Origin of the sequence: Zobellella iuensis (assembly GCF_016746085.1) — a bacterium.
GTDB lineage: Bacteria > Pseudomonadota > Gammaproteobacteria > Enterobacterales > Aeromonadaceae > Oceanimonas > Oceanimonas iuensis.
This window is the reverse complement of record NZ_JAERTZ010000035.1, coordinates 1-16,899: the sequence shown is the minus strand read 5'-3', so window position 1 is coordinate 16,899 and position 16,899 is coordinate 1. Positions and strand designations below refer to the sequence as shown.

Sequence of the window (16,899 nt, the reverse complement as noted above, 5' to 3'; positions counted from 1 at the left end):
TAAGAAAAGAGCTTGGCGGCCATGAGTATGGTGCACCAAGCCCGTGTAAAAATATGAAAAATGTCAACAAAAACTTGTGACTAAAAGCCAGGCTGGAAGCTGGAAGCTAAATGATGTTAAAGGCCGCTTCGGATTGGAAGCGGCTTTTTTATTCTTCCAGCTTCAGGCTTCAGGCTTCACAGGCTTTCCCCCAGTTTCAGCTCGAAGCCCAGGTCCAGGGTGCGCTCATGAATGGGCTCGCCATGCAGCCGGGCCAGCAGCCGCTCGGCCGCCGCTTGCCCCATGGCCTTGCGCGGGGTGATCACGCTGGCCAGTTTCGGCACTATCGCCTGGCCGATATCGTGGCCGTGGAAGCCGGCCACGCCGATCCGTCCCGGCACCGCTATGCCCCGGCGCTGGCACTCGAAAATGGCGCCCACCGCCAGGTCGTCGTTGGTGCAGAAGATGCCGTCCAGCTCCGGGTATTTGTCCAGTGCCTCGGCCAGCAGATCCGCCCCCAGGGAATAGGAAGAGGCACGTTCGGTCAGCAGCGAGCGCGGCATCAGGCCGTGCAGCTGCATGGCGGCGGCGTAGCCCTGCTGGCGCTGCAGGGTGCGCACGTCCTGGCGGGCGCCGAGATAGACGATATGGCGATAACCGCGAGCTATCATCGCCTCCACCATGGCCCGGGCGGCGGCGATATTGTCGATGCCCACCGCCTGCTCGATGCAGGAAGAGCACACATCCATGATCTCCACCACCGGCACCCCGGCGGTCTGGATCATCTTGAGGGTACGGGCGGTATGGTAGCTCTCGGACAGGATAAGGCCGTCCACGTTGTAGGACAGCAGCGAGGCGATGCGCTCCTCCTCCACCTTGGCGCTGTAGCCGTAGTGGGCCAGCATGGTCTGGTAGCCGGCCGCCTCGGTCACCTGCTCGATGCCGCGCAGCACCTCGGCGAACACCTGGTTGGTCAGCGAGGGCAACAGCACGCCGATGGCGTGGCTCTTGGCGTTGGAAAGGATGTCCGGCGCCCGGTTGCGGATATAACCGAGCTCGTCCAGGGCCTGGGCTATCTTCTCGCCGGCGGCCGCGGACACCTGGGCCGGATCCTTGAGGTAGCGGCTGACCGTCATCTTGGTCACCCCGACCCGGTCGGCCACATCCTGCAGTGTGGGTCTTTTCTTCTTGGTCATATAAATGCAAAAAGCCTGTTATGTTACAGGTAACATAACAGGCTTTGCGTGGGGAAGGAAGCTAGAAGCTAGAAGCTAGAAGCTAGAAGCTAGAAGCTAGCAGTTTATTCTTCCCGCTTCAGGCCTCAAGCTTCCGGCTCCCCTCAGGCCCAGTCTTTCAGCTGGGCCAGCAGGCTGCGGGTGGAGGCATCCAGGCTGCTGGTGTCGCCGTCGCCGGTGATGCAGGGCAGCAGTACGCTGGCCTGCTTCTTGCCGAGCTCCACCCCCCACTGGTCGAAGCTGAAGATATTCCAGATGGCGCCCTGTACGAAGATCTTGTGTTCGTAGAGGGCAATCAGCGCCCCCAGGGTGTGGGGCGTTACCTTGGGCAACAGCAGGGTGTTGGAAGGCGAGTTGCCCTTGTGCACCTTGAAGGGAATAAGCTCCGGCTGCTCGCCCTGCGCGCGCAGTTCCTGCTCGGACTGGCCGAAGGCCAGGGCCCGGCTCTGGGCCAGGCAGTTGGCGACAAGCTTGGCGTGATGATCGCCCAGGGGGTAATGGCTCTGGGCCGGCATAATGAAGTCCGCCGGGATCAGGTGGGTACCCTGGTGCAGCAACTGGTAGAAGGAGTGCTGACCGTTGGTGCCCGGCTCGCCCCAGACGATGGGCGAGGTGTGATAGCCGACCGGTTGGCCGTTGCGATCCACCGACTTGCCGTTGGACTCCATCACCGCCTGCTGCAGGTAGGCGGGCAGCCGGTGCAGGCACTGGTCGTAGGGCAGTATGGCCTCGGAAGGGGCGTTGAGGAAGTTGCGGTACCAGATGCCGAGCAGCCCCAGCAGCACCGGCATATTGGCCTCCAGCGGCGCCGTTTTAAAGTGCTGGTCCATCTCCCAGGCGCCGGACAGCAGTTGCTCGAAGCCCTCGAAGCCGATGGCCAGGGCTACCGGCAGGCCGATGGCGGACCACAGGGAGAAGCGGCCGCCCACCCATTCCCAGAAGGCGAACATGTTGGCGGTATCGATGCCGAACTCGGCCACCTTGGCGGCGTTGGTGGACAGGGCCACGAAGTGTTTGGCGGTGGCGGACGGATCCCCGGCCGCCGCCAGCAGCCATTCCCGGGCGCTGAAGGCGTTGGTCATGGTCTCCTGGGTGGTGAAGGTCTTGGAGGCGACGATGAACAGGGTGGTGGCCGGGTCCAGCCCTTGCAGGGTCTGGGCCAGGTGGGCGCCGTCCACGTTGGACACAAAGTGCAGCCGCAGCTCGCCATGGTAGGGCTTGAGCGCCTCGCTCACCATGTAGGGGCCGAGATCCGAGCCGCCGATGCCGATGTTGACCACGTCCGTAATGGGCCGGCCGTCGAAGCCGGTCCAGCCGCCGCCGCGCACCGCGGCGCAAAACGCCTTCATCTGCGCCAGCACCGCCCGCACCTGGGGCATGACGTCGGTGCCGTCGGCCAGGGGCATGGGTTGGTCGGCCCGGTTGCGCAGCGCCATATGGAATACCGCCCGGTTTTCGGTGCGGTTGATGGTCTCGCCGGCGAACAACGCCTCGATGTTGTCGCGCAGCCCGGTTTCCTCGGCCAGGGCCAGCAGGGCGCCCAGCACCTTATCGTCGATCAGGTTCTTGGAAAAATCGAGTTTGAGGCAGTGCGCCAGCTCCAGGCTGTAGCGGCGCGCCCGCTCCGGATCCTCGGCAAACAGGGTGGCAAGGGTGCGTTCGGTTTGCGCCAGCTCGCCAAGCTGCTGCCAGGCCCGGGTATCGAGGGGGTTCACTGAGTTCATAGCATTACCTGCGGAAAGTGGAATCATAAAGTTAGAAGAAGACAAAGCGGTTACCCAGACCGGCGGCCCTGAAACACTGTCGGCATGGGTAACGGCTCGGCGCTCGGCCCGAAGGCTGAATCGAGTCAGCTACAATAAAAAGCAAAGCGCCGGATTGCAATTGCCTTGTGTCGATTACTTGCTTCGACGCGCAAAAAAGAGAGCGCGGATAGTGCCGCCGATCAAATCAGGCTGCCCTGAACGCAAAAAGGGAGCCTAAGCTCCCTTTGGGTGTCGGACGGCATCGTCGCCTTACTGGTTGACGAACTCGACGCCTTTCTCGATGTCGCCGCGCAGGGTCTCCAGCATGCCGTCCATCGCGGCCTGCTCGTAGGCGCTGACCGCGCCATAGGGCAGAACCTGCTCCACGCCGTTCTTGCCGAGCAGCACCGGCTGGGCGAAGAACTGGGCGTGCTCGCTGCCGCCGTCCACATAGGTGTATTCCACCACCTTGGCTTCACCCTGCATGGCCTTCACCAGCGACAGGGCAAAACGGCAGGCGGCCTGGCCCATGGACAGGGTGGCGGAGCCGCCACCGGCCTTGGCTTCCACCACTTCGGTGCCGGCGTTCTGGATGCGGTAGGTCAGCTTCTCGATCTCCTCGTCGGAGAAGGACACGCCTTCCACCTGGGACAGCAGCGGCAGTATGGTCACGCCGCTGTGGCCGCCGATCACCGGCACCTTGACCCGGGTCACGTCCAGGCCCTTGGCTTCGGCCACAAAGGTTTCGGCGCGGATCACGTCCAGGGTGGTGATGCCGAACAACTTGTTCTTGTCGTACACGCCGGCTTTTTTCAGCACTTCGGCGGCGATCGGCACCGTGGTGTTCACCGGGTTGGTGATGATGCCGATGCAGGCCTGGGGACAGGCAACGGCGGCTTTTTCGATCAGGTTCTTGACGATACCGGCGTTGACGTTGAACAGGTCGGCCCTGTCCATGCCCGGCTTGCGGGCCACACCGGCGGAGATCAGCACGATATCGGCGCCTTCCAGGGCGGGGGTGGGATCTTCACCACCAAAACCGACGATGCTCACCGGCGTGGGGATGTGGCTCAGATCGGCGGCAACACCGGGCGTCACGGGAGCGATATCGTACAGGCTTAATTCAGAACCGGCAGGCAGGTGGTTTTTCAACAGCAGGGCCAGAGCTTGACCGATACCACCGGCGGCTCCGAGTACGGCAACTTTCATAGCTGAACTCCGTTTATTATAGGGTTGTTATACGTTTCCTTGGGCCTTAGCAACATAGCGAAAGCGCCGGGGAAAGACAATGCCCGGGGGGCACCGAAATCCGGTTCTGTGAACCAGGCCGGCTCACCCCTGGGCCTGGAACACCAGCGCCCGCTTTTCCAGCCGCCGGAACAGCCAGGTAAGCAGGCCGTTCAGGCTCAGGTAGATGGCCCCAGCCAGGCCGAACACCGTCAGGGTATCGTAGGTCTGGCCGTTGAGCCGCTGGGCCAGGCCCATGATGTCCATGATGGTGATGGTGCTGGCCAGGGAGCTGCCCTTGAGCACCAGCACCACCTCGTTGGAATAGGCCGGTATCACCCGCCGGCCGGCATGGCGCAGCTTGACGCTGAGCGTCTGCCAGGCGTTCATGCCCAGCGCCTGGCAGGCCAGGGTCTCCCCCTTGGGCACGGCGTCCAGCGCGCCCTTGAACAGCCGGCAGGTGTAGGCGCCGGCGTTCATGCCGAGCGCCAGTATGGCGCAGAACATGGGTTCGCGCAGGTAGGCCCAGGCCCAGCTGTTTTTCACCCAGTCGAACTGGGCCGGGCCGTAGTACACCAAAAAGATCTGCACCAGCAGCGGGGTGCCGGTCAGCAGCAACAGGTAGCCTTCCGCCAGTTGCGCCAGCAGGGGTACCCGGCGATCCAGGATCCAGGTCAGCCCCAGGGCGATCACCAGTCCCAGCAGCAGGCCGCAAAGGGTGATAGTCAAGGTGATCTCCACCCCCTGCAGCAGCACGGGCAGATAGTCGAGCCAGTCAGTCATAGCGGGTTACCCTCCCCTGCAGGCGTTTCAGCCCCTGCTGGCTGAGTACGGTGATCGCCAGGTAAATCAGGGCGGCGATGCCGTACCAGGTGAAGGGCTGGTAGGTGCTGGCCGCCACCGACTTGGCCTGGTACATAAGATCGTGCACCCCGATCAGCGACACCAGGGCGGTATCCTTCAGCAGGATCAGCCACTGGTTGCCCAGTCCCGGCAGGGCATGGCGCCAGGTCTGCGGCAGCACGATACGAAAGAAGGTGTAAAGCGGCGGCAATCCCAGCGCCTGGGCCGCCTGGCGTTGCCCCCTGGGCACGGCGTTCAGGGCCCCGCGCAGGGTCTGGGCGGCGTAGGCGGCGAACAGCAGCGACAGCGCCGTTACCCCGCACCAGAAGGGGCTGAACTCCAGGTACCGGCCGGTGAGCAGGAACAGCAGGTGAGTGGAGCCGAAATAGATGAAGAACACCACCAATATCTCGGGCAGGCCGCGCAGCACTGTGGTGAGCGCGGATGCCGGCCAGCGCAGCAAGGCCGACCGGCTCATCTCGGCCCCGCACAGCAATATGGCCAGCACCAGGCCGGCCGCCAGGGACACCAATGCCAGCCCCAATGTCATCAGGGCGGCATTAAACAGATGGGTCATCATCTCAGTGCGGGAAGTACTTTTGGTAGAGGCTCTCGTAGGTGCCGTTGGCCTTGAGCTCGGCCAGCCCCTGGTTCAGCTTGTCGAGCAGCTCCTGGTTGCCCTTGGTCACGGCGATGCCGAAGCCGGTACCGAAGTAGTTCTCGTCGGTGAACAGATCGCCCACCACTGCATAGCCTTCGGTCTTGCCCAGCCACTCGCCCACCACGGCGGTATCGGCGAACACCGCTTCCAGCCGGCCGTTGGTCAGGTCCAGCAGCGCGTCCTGCACACTCTGGTAGGGGCGGGATTTGAGCCCCTCGCCTTCCAGCTTGTCCTGGATGTATTTCTGGTGAGAGGTGCCGTTCTGCACGCCCACGGTTTGGCTCAGCAGCTCGGTCAGGCTGTCGAACTTGCCTTGCGGCGCCACGAACACCGCGGAGTTTTCATAGTAGATGTCGCTGAAGTCCACTTCCCGGGCCCGCTCCGGGGTCACGTCCATGGCGGCGATGGCGGCATGGTAGCGGCGGAACTTGAGGCTGGGGATCAGGCTGTCGAAAGCCTGGTTGTGGAAACTGCACTCGAGTTCGGCCACGGCGCACAGGGCCTTGGCCAGGTCGATGTCGAAGCCCTGTATTTCATTGTTTTCGTCCACGAACTCGAACGGCGGGTAGGCGGCGTTGGTCACGAATTTCACTTCTTCCGCCAGGGCGGTGGTGGCCCCCAGGCCGGCCAGCAGGGCCAGGGACAACAGGGTTTTGTTCATGATCATCTCCTTAAATTGTGATTAATGTGTCAGAAATTCCGCCAGACGCTTGCTCTGGGGATGGTCGAGCAGGGAGGCATCACCGTATTCCACCAAGCGCCCCTGCTCCAGATAGGCCACCCGGGTCGCCACCCGCCGGGCGAAGGCGACCTCATGGGTGACGATCACCTGAGTAATGCCGGTTTGTCCCAGTTGCTGGATGATCTCCGCCACTTCCTTGGTGATCTCCGGATCCAGCGCCGCCGTGGGTTCATCGAACAGCAACACCTCGGGGCTCATCATCAGGGCCCGGGCGATGGCCACCCGCTGCTGCTGGCCACCGGACAGGGAGCCGGGCCAGGCCTGGCGTTTGTCGGCCAGTTTGAGCTGGCCCAGCAGCTCACCCACCCTGTCGCTGGCCTTGGCCTTGTCCATGCCCAATACCTTGAGCGGCGCCTCCAGCAGGTTCTGCTCCACCGTCAGGTGCGGCCACAAATGATATTGCTGGAACACCATGCCCACCTTGCAACGCAGCCGTTGTGCCCGCTTCTGCAACCTGGACGGGTGAGGTTCGGGAAAAGAAAACTGCTCACCGGCTATGGTCAGGGTACCGGCATCCGGAATATCCAACAGGTTCAGCAGTCGCAGCAACGAACTTTTTCCTGCACCGCTGGGCCCGAGTAGAACTAATGTCTCTCCGGCATCGCATTTAAGCGAGACCTGGCTTAAAATTTCCTGACCAGCCCAGGACTTGCAAATGCCGCTGAATTCAATGCCCATGCGCTATGTTCACATCCTCTGTCAGAGTGTTCGGCTGATTTTATTTTACAGTACTGTTAATGCAAGCTGATTTTGCATCTTTATGCAAAATAAATGACTATTCCTTGATAAAAACCCGCCACGGATAGACAATATGTCCCATTCAACCACGCTCAGTCGACTGCAAAAGATGAACGAAAAGCAAGAACAACTGATCAAGGCCTTCAAGGCCCTGCTCAAGGAAGAACGCTTCGGCTCCCAGGCGGAAATCGTGAGCGCACTGCAGGATCTGGGATTCGACAATATCAACCAGTCCAAGGTGTCCCGCATGCTCAGCAAGTTCGGGGCCGTGCGTACCCGCAACGCCAAGATGGAAATGGTGTACTGCCTGCCGGTCGAACTCGGGGTGCCCACCTCCAGCAGCCAGTTGAAGAACCTGGTGCTGGATGTGGATCACAACAGCGCCCTTATCGTGATCCACACCAGCCCCGGCGCGGCCCAGTTGATCGCCCGCATGCTCGACTCCCTGGGCAAGGCGGAAGGCATTCTCGGCACCATCGCCGGCGATGACACCATCTTCATCACCCCCACCAAGGACACCCCGATAGAAACCCTGTTCCAGAGCGTGCTGGACCTGTTCGAACAGTACGTCTGACGCCTGCGGCGAGCTGGAAGCTGGAAGCTGGAAGCTGGAAGCTGGAAGCTGGAAGTAAATGGTAAAGGCTGCGGACCCCTTGCCAAGGGTGCGCAGCCTTTTTAATTGGTTGATTCCTTCACTGCATCAACCAACGGCTCGATCGGCTTAACGCTGATGGCTTACCGCTTCCAGCCTCCAGTGGCCGGTTACTCCCCCTGCCTTTCCAGCCACTCCTCCGACGGGGCGAAAAACGCCGAGCCGGTTTCGGCCTGGGTGAACAGGGTCAGGTGATCGAAGTGGCCTGCCTCATCCGCCTGGAACATGCTATCCAGCATGCGGGTAAAATGCAGCGGGGTATTGCAGCAGGAGATGAACACCAGCCCCTGCTCCGTGGCCGCCCCCCAGGGCATGCTCTGGCGCAGTATCTCCATGCTGTTGCCCGCCTCGTCCTTCAGGCTGGTGCGTTTGGTGTGGGCGGTGGCCGGCTTCCTGTCCGAGTCGTACTCGATGTTCTCGACCTTGGTGCGGCCATACACATCTTCCTGGGATGGCACCGACAGCCGTTGCCACTTGGCCAGATTGTGCCTGTAGTGCTGCACATGGACATAGCTGCCGCCGGCGAAGGGGCCTTCCGCCACCAACGCCACCTCGGCCCTGTGTTCTCCCTGGGGATTTTCGGTGCCATCCACGAAGCCGGTAAAATCGCGGCTGTCCAGGTAGCGAAAGCCCTGGCGCTCGTACTTGAGCTCCGTCTTGTCAGCCAACAGGGCCATCAGCCGCTGCACGGCGATATGGGCCACGTCCAGCCGGTCGGCCCTTAGCTGGAAGAAAAGATCGAAGGGGGTTTCGGGGGCCACACGCTTGCCTTCCTGTTGGGCCGGGAAGGGTGCCAGCTCGCTCGGCCGGGCGCGGGGGTAGAGCCCGTCCCAGGCCCTGTCGCCCACCGCCACCAGGCCGGAGAAGTGGGCGTCGGGATAGCCCTGGGCCAGCTCACGCCACTGGGCAGGAACCTCGGCCAGGGCGGCACGCACCGCCCCATGGCCCCCGGGCAGGATGTCGAACATCAGGTAATAAGCGTGAAGGTTGGGTTCGGCGCAAACGCCGGCTTGTGCTGTCATCGCCTGCTCTCTCGGTCATTGGTCATGGCCCAGTATAACCGGAAAAACAGGGACTTGGGATTATAGCCCCCAATCCCTAATCCCCAGTCCCGGCTTTTGATTCCCGGCCCTTATCACGCCACGGCGCGCTGGCCTTGCTGAGTATCGGGAAAGAACGTCAAGGCATGGGACTCCACGCTCACGCAGACCTGACTCACCGCCGGCAGGGGTTCGTTGATGCTCACTTCCAGCTGCAATCCCTGACACTCCACCAGGCAGCGGGTATGGGCGCCGAGAAACTGCTGCTCGATCACCCGGCCGTTGCCCTGCTCGGCGAGGGACAGCTGGATCTGCCGCGGCCGCAGCAGCAGCTGGCCGCGGGTACCGGGCTCGGCGCCCAGCGCCGCCTGGCTGGCGATGGTGCCCATGGCGGTCATCAGGGTGCGACTGTCGAGTACGGTGGCGGGCACATAGTTGGCCTGCCCCAGGAAATCGGCCACAAACCGATTCTGGGGATGCTGATACAGGGTCTGGGGCCGCCCCACCTGCTCGATATGACCGGCACGGAACAGAGCCAGCTTGTCGGAAAAGGCAAAGGCCTCTTCCTTGCTGTGGGTCACAAAGATGGCGCTGATCCCTTGTCCCTTGAGCAAGGCTCGGATCTCGCCGATCAACCGCATCCGCACCTGGGTGTCGATATTGGAAAAAGGCTCGTCCAGCAGCATCAGCGCAGGCTGGCAGATCAGGGCCCGGGCGATGGCCACCCGTTGCTGCTGGCCGCCAGAGAGCTGGTGTGGATAACGATCGCCCAGCTCCGCCAGGTTGACCAGCTCCAGCACCTCTTCCACCCGGGCCTTGACCCGGGCCTTGTTCCTCTCCTTGCTCTGCAGGCCGAAAGCCACGTTCTGCGCCATATTCAGGTGCGGGAACAGGGCGTAATCCTGGAATATCATGCCGATATTACGCTCTTCCGGCACCACCGCCACACCCTGGCCGTTCATCCGCCGCTCATGGATATAAATGTCTCCCCGGGTCACCGGCAACAGGCCGGCCACCGCCTTCAGCAAGGTGGTCTTGCCGCAGCCGCTGGCTCCCAGCAGGCACATGATCTCGTTCTCGGCCACCGAGAGAGACAGATTATCCAGTATGGGTTGGCCGTTATAACTACAACGAATGCCGTTTACATCCAATGCCGCCATCAGTGATGCTGCTCCAATGATCGGTTCAAGAAAATCAGCGGGATCAGTCCAACCAGTACTATCACTATGGCGGGCAGGGCCCCTCGTTCAAGCTGCTCATCGGACACAAACTGATATACGTAAGTCGCCAGGGTCTGGAAATTGAAGGGGCGCAACAACAGGGCCGCCGGCAGCTCCTTCATGCATTCGATAAACACCAGCAGGGCACCGGCCAGCATGCCCTTGCGAATCAGCGGCATATGCACCTTCATGATCATGGCGCCGGGGCCGTAGCCCATGGTCTGGGTCACCATATCGAGGGAGGGCGACACCTTGTTGATGCTGCTTTCCACCGCCCCCACCGCCATGGCGCCGAAACGCACCAGGTAGCCGAAGGCGATGGCGGTCATGGTACCGGTCAGTACCAGGCCGGGTTCGGTCAGCCCCAGCCACAAGGCCAAGTCATTGATGGCGAAATCTAGGCTGGTGAGCGGCACCAGCACACCGATGGCCAGCACGGTGCCGGGCAGGGCGTAGCCCATGGACGCCAGCCGCATCGGTATCGCCGTATAGGACTTTCCCTTCAGACGGTGGGTCATGCCCAGCAGCAGCGCCACCATCAGCGCCACCACCGCCACCAGGGTCGACAACAGTAGGCTGTTCAGGCTGTATTCGAAGAAGCGGGCGTTCCAGGCCTGGTCGAAATACTGCACCGCATGGTAGCAGAGGATAAGGAAGGGCAGCAGGAAGCCGAGCAGCACCAGTCCCCAGCAGAACACCAAGGCCGCCAGCCGGGTCGGCCCGGTCAGCCGGTAGCCGGTTTCCTGCTCGTGGCCCATGTTTTTCTGGAACACCTGCTGGCGCTTGCGGCTGATACGTTCGAGGCTCAACAGCACCATCACCACCAGCAGCATCATGGCCGCTATCTTGGCGGCGGCGTTGAGGCTGCCGTAGCCCAGCCAGGTGTCGTACACCGCCGTGGTCAGGGTATTGACCGCGAAAAACTTGACGGTGCCGAAGTCGGCCAGGGTCTCCATCGCCACCAGTGACAACCCCACGGCGATGGAAGGCCGCGCCAGGGGCAGACTCACCCGTTTGAAGCTTTGCCAGGGTGTACAACCCAGCAGCCGGCTGGACTGGATCAGACTGGTGGACTGTTCGAGGAAGGCGGTGCGAGCCAACAGGTAGACATAGGGGTAGAGCACCAGGCCCAGCACCAGGGCGGCGCCACCCAGGCTACGGATGGGCGGAAAATAATAATCGGCGGCGGACTGCCAGCCGAACCAGGCGCGCAGGCTCTGCTGTACCGGGCCGGAAAAATCGAGCAGGTCGGTATAAACGAAGGCGACGATATAGGAAGGCATGGCCAGGGGCAGGATCAGCGCCCACTGCAGCCAGCGTTTGCCGGGCAACTCGCACATGGCCATCAGCCAGGCGGCGGGCACCCCGCAGACCAGGCTGAAGCCCAGCACCAACAGCACCAGCCAGAAGGTATTGTGGATATAGACGGGCAGCACGGTACGCCACAGGTGCCGAAAGATATCCTCCGCGGGCAGCAGTGCTTCCACAATCAACGCTAAAATGGGCAAGGTCAGCAGCAGGGCAATGCCCCAACTGCCGACCATCCAGCCAAGTCTTTTCATCTACAACTCAAAACGGGGGAAAGACCCCCGTCTTTTTACAGATCGTATTGGACTTCGTCCATCAATTGAATCGCTTCTTTGGCATGTTTTGCCACATCGGTCAGCGGCAGCTCATCAACCTTGAACTCGCCCCAGCTCTTCACCAGCTCGGACGGCTCCACGCCCGGCTTCACCGGATGCTCGTGGTTGGCAGACGCATAGAGGTGCTGAGCCTGGTCACCGGCCAGGTATTCCATCAGTTTGACCGCCGCATCCTTGTTCTTGGCATGCTTGGTCAGGGCCACGGCAGAAATATTGACGTGGGTGCCACGGTCCGCCTGGTTGGGGAAATTGACCACGGCCGCTTCGGCCCAGTCACGCTGACTGTCGTCGTTGAGCATGGCGCCATAGTAGTAGCTGTTGCCCAGGGCGTAGTCGCAGACCCCGTCACGAATCGCCTTGACCTGATCCCGGTCGCCGCCCTGGGGCTTCTGCGCCAGGTTGGCTTTCAGGCCTTCCAGCCACTGCTTGGTGTATTCGGTGCCGTGCTGGGCAATCATGGAAGCGGTCAGGGCCACGTTGTAGGAGTGCTTGCCGCTGCGAGTACAGATCTTGCCCTTGTACTTGGGGTCGGCCAGCTCTTCATAGCTGATGTCGGTCTTGCCCACCCGCTCGGCGGAGCTGTAGACCACCCGGGCACGGCTGGTCAGCGCGAACCACTTGCCGTCCGGATCCCGGTACTGGGCCGGTATGTTCTGTTCCAGCACCTCGCTCTGCACCGGCTGGGTCAGATCTTTCTCAACCACTTCCATCAGGCGGCTGATGTCCACGGTCAGTACCAGATCCGCCGGAGACAGGCGGCCTTCCCGCTCCAGCCGCTCACCCAGACCATCCGGAATGTTGACCAGGTTGACCTGAATACCGGTTTCTTTGGTGAATTCATCAACGATGGGCTTGATCAGGAAATCCTGGCGGTTGGAGTAAACGTTGACTTCTTCGGCGAAAGCCTGGGCGGTAACGCTGGACACCAGCAGAGCGGCGGCGGACAGGAACAACTTATTTGACATCATCCAGATTCCATTTGGTTGAGTGAGAATAATTAACGTTTAGGAGTATAACCGGGTCCGCATGAGAATCAATAGCCAAGCCACATCTAAATAATAAAAATTTTTATCTGCAATAAGGTTCTCCATCCTCCCGTTTTTTCCTTGTGCCAGAGCAAGGCATCGCAAACAAAAAAGGGAGACCCAAAGGGTCTCCCAAAACCAGGCTCGGCAGCCTCGTCAAGTCGTTGGAAATCAGTTCTGTTTCACGGTCACGAACTCGGGGTAGGCATCGATACCGCAGTCGATCATGTCCATGCCGGACATCTCTTCCTCTTCGGTGACACGAATGCCCATTACCTGCTTGAGTACGTACCACACCAGCAGACTGGCGAAGAAGACCCAGGCACCGATGACCACTATACCGACCAGCTGGGCCCACAGGGTGGCATCCTCGTTGGCAACCGGCACCAGCAGCAGGCCGAAGATACCGCAGACGCCGTGCACCGAGATGGCACCCACGGGATCATCGATACGCAGCTTGTCCAGGCTGACGATGGCATAGACCACCAGCACGCCGGCCAGCAGGCCGATACAGGCGGCCCACAAGTGACCGGGCGACAGCGGGTCGGCGGTAATGGCCACCAGACCGGCCAGGGCACCGTTGAGGATCATGGTCAGATCCGCCTTGCCCCAGGTCATCTTGGTGACGAAGAGGGCGCCGATGGCACCGGCGGCGGCGGCGGCGTTGGTGTTGACGAAGATCTTGGCCACGGCGGTGGCGTTCTCCACGTCGGACACCAACAGTTGAGAGCCACCGTTGAAGCCGAACCAGCCCATCCACAGGATAAAGGTACCCAGGGTCGCCAGCGGCATATTGGAGCCGGGGATCGGGTGGATCTCGCCGTTCTTGCCGTACTTGCCTTTACGGGCACCCAGCAGCAGCACTCCGGCCAGGGCGGCGGAGGCACCAGCCATGTGCACTATGCCGGAGCCGGCGAAGTCGCTGAAGCCCCACTCGGACAGGAAACCACCGCCCCAGGTCCAGTAGCCTTGCAGCGGGTAGATGAAGCCGGTCAGCACCACACAGAAGGCGAGGAAGGCCCACAGTTTCATGCGCTCGGCCACGGCACCGGAGACGATGGACATGGCGGTGGCCACGAACACCACCTGGAAGAAGAAATCGGATTCCAGGGCATGATCGGCATCGGCGTCGGCAGAGCCAATCAGGCCGCCCAGGCTCGGCAGCCAGCCGCCTTCGGCATTGTCCACATACATGATGTGGTAGCCCACCAGCAGGTACATGGTACAGGCGATGGCGAACAGCAGAATGTTCTTGGTCAGAATTTCAGTGGTGTTCTTGGCCCGGACCAGGCCCGCCTCCAGCATGGCGAAGCCCGCCGCCATCCACATCACCAGCACACCGGACATCAGAAAATAAAAGGTGTCCAGGGCAAACTTCATTTCGGTCAATGCATCCATCATGCGTTCCCTCGCTTAAATCGCTTCTACGTCGCGCTCGCCGGTGCGGATCCGCACGGTTTGCAGCAGGTCAAATACAAAAATCTTGCCGTCGCCGATCTTGCCGGTGTAGGCGGTTTCCGAGATGGCCTCGATCACCCGCTCAACCTGATCGGACTGGGTCGCGATTTCCAGCTTGATCTTGGGCAGGAAATCAACAGTATACTCGGCGCCCCGATACAGCTCGGTGTGCCCTTTCTGGCGGCCAAACCCCTTCACTTCCGACACCGTCATGCCGTCGATGCCCACCTCAGCCAAGGCTGAACGCACGTCATCGAGTTTGAACGGTTTGATAATGGCGCAGATCATCTTCATGGCTAGCTCCGTGTTATAAGCCTGTGACCCTTAGCTATAAACAATCTCTGTGCCAACTTTTTTATTTCATTATTTTCAATGAGTTATGATATCAACACTGGTCGATGGCAAGGCAGGAATGTTATCTTGGTGCAGGCTTGAACAGATAGGCACCAAAATGGTGCGCCGGAGTGAGAGATGCTGGAAATATCGGCCCGGGTCAGTATCCCCGAGCGGGAACTGGAATTCTTAACCATGCGCGCCGGCGGCCCCGGCGGCCAGCACGTGAATAAAACCGACTCGGCGGTACAGCTGCGCTTCGATTATGCCAATAGTCCAAGTTTGCCCGACAGTTACAAAGCGGCCCTGAGCGCAATGAAAGACAGCAGGATACTGCCGTCCGGCTGGATCCTGATCCGCTGCGAATCCGATCGCAGCCAGCTGCAGAACAAGGAAACCGCCAGGGCCGCCCTGGTGGCGCTGTTGCAACAGGCGGGCCGCCCCATCAAGGTGCGCCGGGCCACCAAACCAGGCAAAGCCGCCAAGGCCCGGCGGGTAGACAGCAAGACCCACAGGGGAAAAATCAAAAGCGGCAGGGGGAAGATCAAGCTGTAAGCGGGAAGCCTGATGCGGGAAGCTGGAAGCTGGAAGCTTCAAGCTTTAATAAACGCCCGCCATTGTTCCAGCACCCGGGCCAGATCGTCCAGGCCGCAGCCGGCGAACAGCTCGTCGTCGTAATAGGCCATGCCCTCTTCCAGTTCATCGTTGGCGAAGGCCAGGGTATGGGCGGCGAGTTCAGCCTCCTCCTTGCTCAACAACAGGGTGAACTCGGCGTAGATTTTCCTGAACTCTTCCCGCCGGCGCTCCTCCAGCTCACGGATCACCCCGAGCAGCGCCTCGGCCTCCGCCGGACTCACCTCATCGCTCAGCCACTGGCCGAAGGCCTCGTGGCCCATGGAAAAACGCGCCCGGCAGGCCCCGGTCAGGTCCCGGAAAAACTCAAAGTCCATAGCTACCTCATCTGTCATCAAGGGCGGGATTCTACTCCCTCACGCCGGTTCGCGACAGCCACCCAGCAAAAAGCCAGCCCGAGGGCTGGCTTTTGTGTTCAGCGTGTTCCGAGGAGGCGTTTAGATGGCCTGCTGGAAGATCACGGTGTCGGCCTGCTGCACGTAGCTGTCCAGCTCGTCGAAGTTCAGGTAGCGGTAGGTGTCCGCCGCCGTGGCGTTCAGCTCCTTGGCGTACTCCTGGTATTCCTCCACCGTCGGCAGCTTGCCGTGGATGGCCGCTACCGCCGCCAGCTCGGCCGACGCCAGGTAGACGTTGGCACCCTTGCCCAGACGGTTGGGGAAGTTACGGGTGGAGGTGGACACCACGGTGCTGTTGTCCGCCACCCGCGCCTGGTTGCCCATGCACAGGGAGCAGCCCGGGATCTCGATGCGCGCACCGACCCGGCCGAAGATGCCGTAGTAGCCCTCGGCGGTCAGCTGGTCCTTGTCCATCTTGGTGGGCGGCGCCACCCACAGCCGGGTCGGCAACTGGCCCTTGTACTTGTCCAGCAGCTTGCCGGCGGCGCGGAAGTGGCCGATGTTGGTCATGCAGGAGCCGATGAACACCTCTTCGATCTGTTCGCCCTGTACCTCGGACAGCAGGCGGGCGTCGTCCGGATCGTTCGGCGCGCACAGGATCGGCTCCTTGATCTCGCTCATGTCGATTTCCAGCACATGGGCGTATTCGGCATCGGCGTCGGCGGCCATCAACTCCGGGTTGGCCAGCCACTCTTCCATGCCCTTGATGCGGCGCTCCAGGGTGCGCCGGTCGCCGTAGCCTTCGGCAATCATCCACTTCAGCATCACGATGTTGGAGTTCAGGTACTCGGCGATCGGCTCCTGATCCAGCTTGATGGTACAACCGGCGGCGGAACGCTCGGCGGTGGCATCGGCCAGCTCGAACGCCTGCTCCACCTTCAGCTGGGGCAGGCCCTCGATTTCCAGCACCCGGCCGGAGAATTCGTTGATCTTGCCTTCCTTGGCCACGGTCAGCAGGCCGTGCTTGATGCCGTAGTAAGGAATGGCGTGCACCAGGTCGCGCAGGGTGATGCCGGGCTGCATTTCGCCCTTGAAGCGCACCAGCACCGACTCGGGCATGTCCAGCGGCATCACCCCGGTGGCGGCGGCGAAGGCCACCAGGCCGGAGCCCGCCGGGAAGGAGATGCCGATGGGGAAACGGGTGTGGGAGTCACCGCCGGTGCCCACGGTGTCGGGCAGCAGCATGCGGTTCAGCCAGGAGTGGATGACGCCGTCGCCCGGGCGCAGGGACACGCCGCCCCGGTTCATGATGAAGTCGGGCAGGGTGTGGTGGGTGACCACGTCCACCGGCTTGGGATAGGCGGCGGTGTGGCAGAACGACTGCATGGTC

General features: G+C 61.6%; 17 protein-coding genes. 2 read left to right on the top strand and 15 right to left on the bottom strand.

All coding sequences use genetic code 11. The features are described from left to right. Positions 1-176 precede the first annotated feature (176 nt). The 7 genes from gntR to JKV55_RS19170 form a co-directional block, all read right to left on the bottom strand. Entirely contained in the window at positions 177-1,175 is a 999-nt protein-coding gene (gene gntR / locus JKV55_RS19200; protein WP_237333011.1) for a gluconate operon transcriptional repressor GntR, read from the bottom strand. Positions 1,176-1,318: 143 nt separating this feature from the next. Continuing rightward, positions 1,319-2,938: a glucose-6-phosphate isomerase gene (gene pgi / locus JKV55_RS19195; RefSeq protein ID WP_202088728.1), complete on the bottom strand. Its 1,620-nt coding sequence runs from the start codon at positions 2,936-2,938 to the stop codon at positions 1,319-1,321. Between the two features lie 291 nt (positions 2,939-3,229). Then, the gene (mdh, locus tag JKV55_RS19190; protein ID WP_202088726.1) at positions 3,230-4,168 is read right to left on the bottom strand and encodes a malate dehydrogenase; all 939 of its coding nucleotides are present in this window, start codon (positions 4,166-4,168) and stop codon (positions 3,230-3,232) included. Positions 4,169-4,291: 123 nt separating this feature from the next. After that, positions 4,292-4,969, bottom strand: a complete 678-nt coding sequence (artM, locus tag JKV55_RS19185; protein WP_202088724.1) for an arginine ABC transporter permease ArtM — start codon at positions 4,967-4,969, stop codon at positions 4,292-4,294. Then, the gene (gene artQ / locus JKV55_RS19180; RefSeq protein WP_202088722.1) at positions 4,962-5,609 is read right to left on the bottom strand and encodes an arginine ABC transporter permease ArtQ; all 648 of its coding nucleotides are present in this window, start codon (positions 5,607-5,609) and stop codon (positions 4,962-4,964) included. Before artQ ends, artM begins: the two co-directional genes overlap by 8 nt. 1 nt (position 5,610) lies before the next feature. After that, positions 5,611-6,351, bottom strand: a complete 741-nt coding sequence (locus JKV55_RS19175; RefSeq protein ID WP_202088720.1) for a transporter substrate-binding domain-containing protein — start codon at positions 6,349-6,351, stop codon at positions 5,611-5,613. A 21-nt stretch (positions 6,352-6,372) separates the two neighbouring features. Further along, positions 6,373-7,110 carry an ATP-binding cassette domain-containing protein gene (locus JKV55_RS19170; RefSeq protein ID WP_202088718.1) on the bottom strand — a complete coding sequence of 246 codons (738 nt, stop codon included), beginning with the start codon at positions 7,108-7,110 and terminating at the stop codon, positions 6,373-6,375. Between the two features lie 133 nt (positions 7,111-7,243). Between JKV55_RS19170 and argR the strand changes: the two genes are divergently transcribed. Beyond that, entirely contained in the window at positions 7,244-7,744 is a 501-nt protein-coding gene (gene argR, locus JKV55_RS19165) for a transcriptional regulator ArgR (protein WP_176442060.1), read from the top strand. Positions 7,745-7,932: 188 nt separating this feature from the next. Here the strand turns inward: argR and JKV55_RS19160 are convergent, their stop codons facing one another. The 6 genes from JKV55_RS19160 to JKV55_RS19135 form a co-directional block, all read right to left on the bottom strand. Next, on the bottom strand, positions 7,933-8,844 hold the full coding sequence (locus tag JKV55_RS19160) for a Dyp-type peroxidase (protein WP_202088715.1): 912 nt from the start codon (positions 8,842-8,844) through the stop codon (positions 7,933-7,935). A gap of 113 nt (positions 8,845-8,957) precedes the next feature. Then, positions 8,958-10,022 (bottom strand): ABC transporter ATP-binding protein, encoded by a 1,065-nt coding sequence (locus JKV55_RS19155; RefSeq protein WP_202088714.1) that lies wholly within the window; start codon positions 10,020-10,022, stop codon positions 8,958-8,960. Further along, positions 10,022-11,644 (bottom strand): ABC transporter permease, encoded by a 1,623-nt coding sequence (locus JKV55_RS19150; RefSeq protein ID WP_202088713.1) that lies wholly within the window; start codon positions 11,642-11,644, stop codon positions 10,022-10,024. The genes JKV55_RS19155 and JKV55_RS19150 overlap by 1 nt, the downstream gene beginning before the upstream one ends. 35 nt (positions 11,645-11,679) lie before the next feature. Beyond that, the gene (locus JKV55_RS19145; RefSeq protein WP_439654918.1) at positions 11,680-12,693 is read right to left on the bottom strand and encodes a Fe(3+) ABC transporter substrate-binding protein; all 1,014 of its coding nucleotides are present in this window, start codon (positions 12,691-12,693) and stop codon (positions 11,680-11,682) included. Between the two features lie 228 nt (positions 12,694-12,921). After that, positions 12,922-14,148 (bottom strand): ammonium transporter, encoded by a 1,227-nt coding sequence (locus JKV55_RS19140; protein WP_202088730.1) that lies wholly within the window; start codon positions 14,146-14,148, stop codon positions 12,922-12,924. 15 nt (positions 14,149-14,163) lie between these two features. Continuing rightward, positions 14,164-14,502: a P-II family nitrogen regulator gene (locus JKV55_RS19135; protein WP_094040211.1), complete on the bottom strand. Its 339-nt coding sequence runs from the start codon at positions 14,500-14,502 to the stop codon at positions 14,164-14,166. Positions 14,503-14,679: 177 nt separating this feature from the next. Between JKV55_RS19135 and arfB the strand changes: the two genes are divergently transcribed. After that, the gene (gene arfB, locus JKV55_RS19130; RefSeq protein WP_202088711.1) at positions 14,680-15,096 is read left to right on the top strand and encodes an alternative ribosome rescue aminoacyl-tRNA hydrolase ArfB; all 417 of its coding nucleotides are present in this window, start codon (positions 14,680-14,682) and stop codon (positions 15,094-15,096) included. Between the two features lie 38 nt (positions 15,097-15,134). Here the strand turns inward: arfB and JKV55_RS19125 are convergent, their stop codons facing one another. After that, positions 15,135-15,491, bottom strand: coding sequence for a YacL family protein (locus JKV55_RS19125; RefSeq protein ID WP_202088710.1), 357 nt, complete (start codon positions 15,489-15,491; stop codon positions 15,135-15,137). A 120-nt stretch (positions 15,492-15,611) separates the two neighbouring features. Then, the coding region (locus JKV55_RS19120) for a bifunctional aconitate hydratase 2/2-methylisocitrate dehydratase (RefSeq protein WP_202088709.1) at positions 15,612-16,899 on the bottom strand (1,288 nt) is incomplete at its 5' end.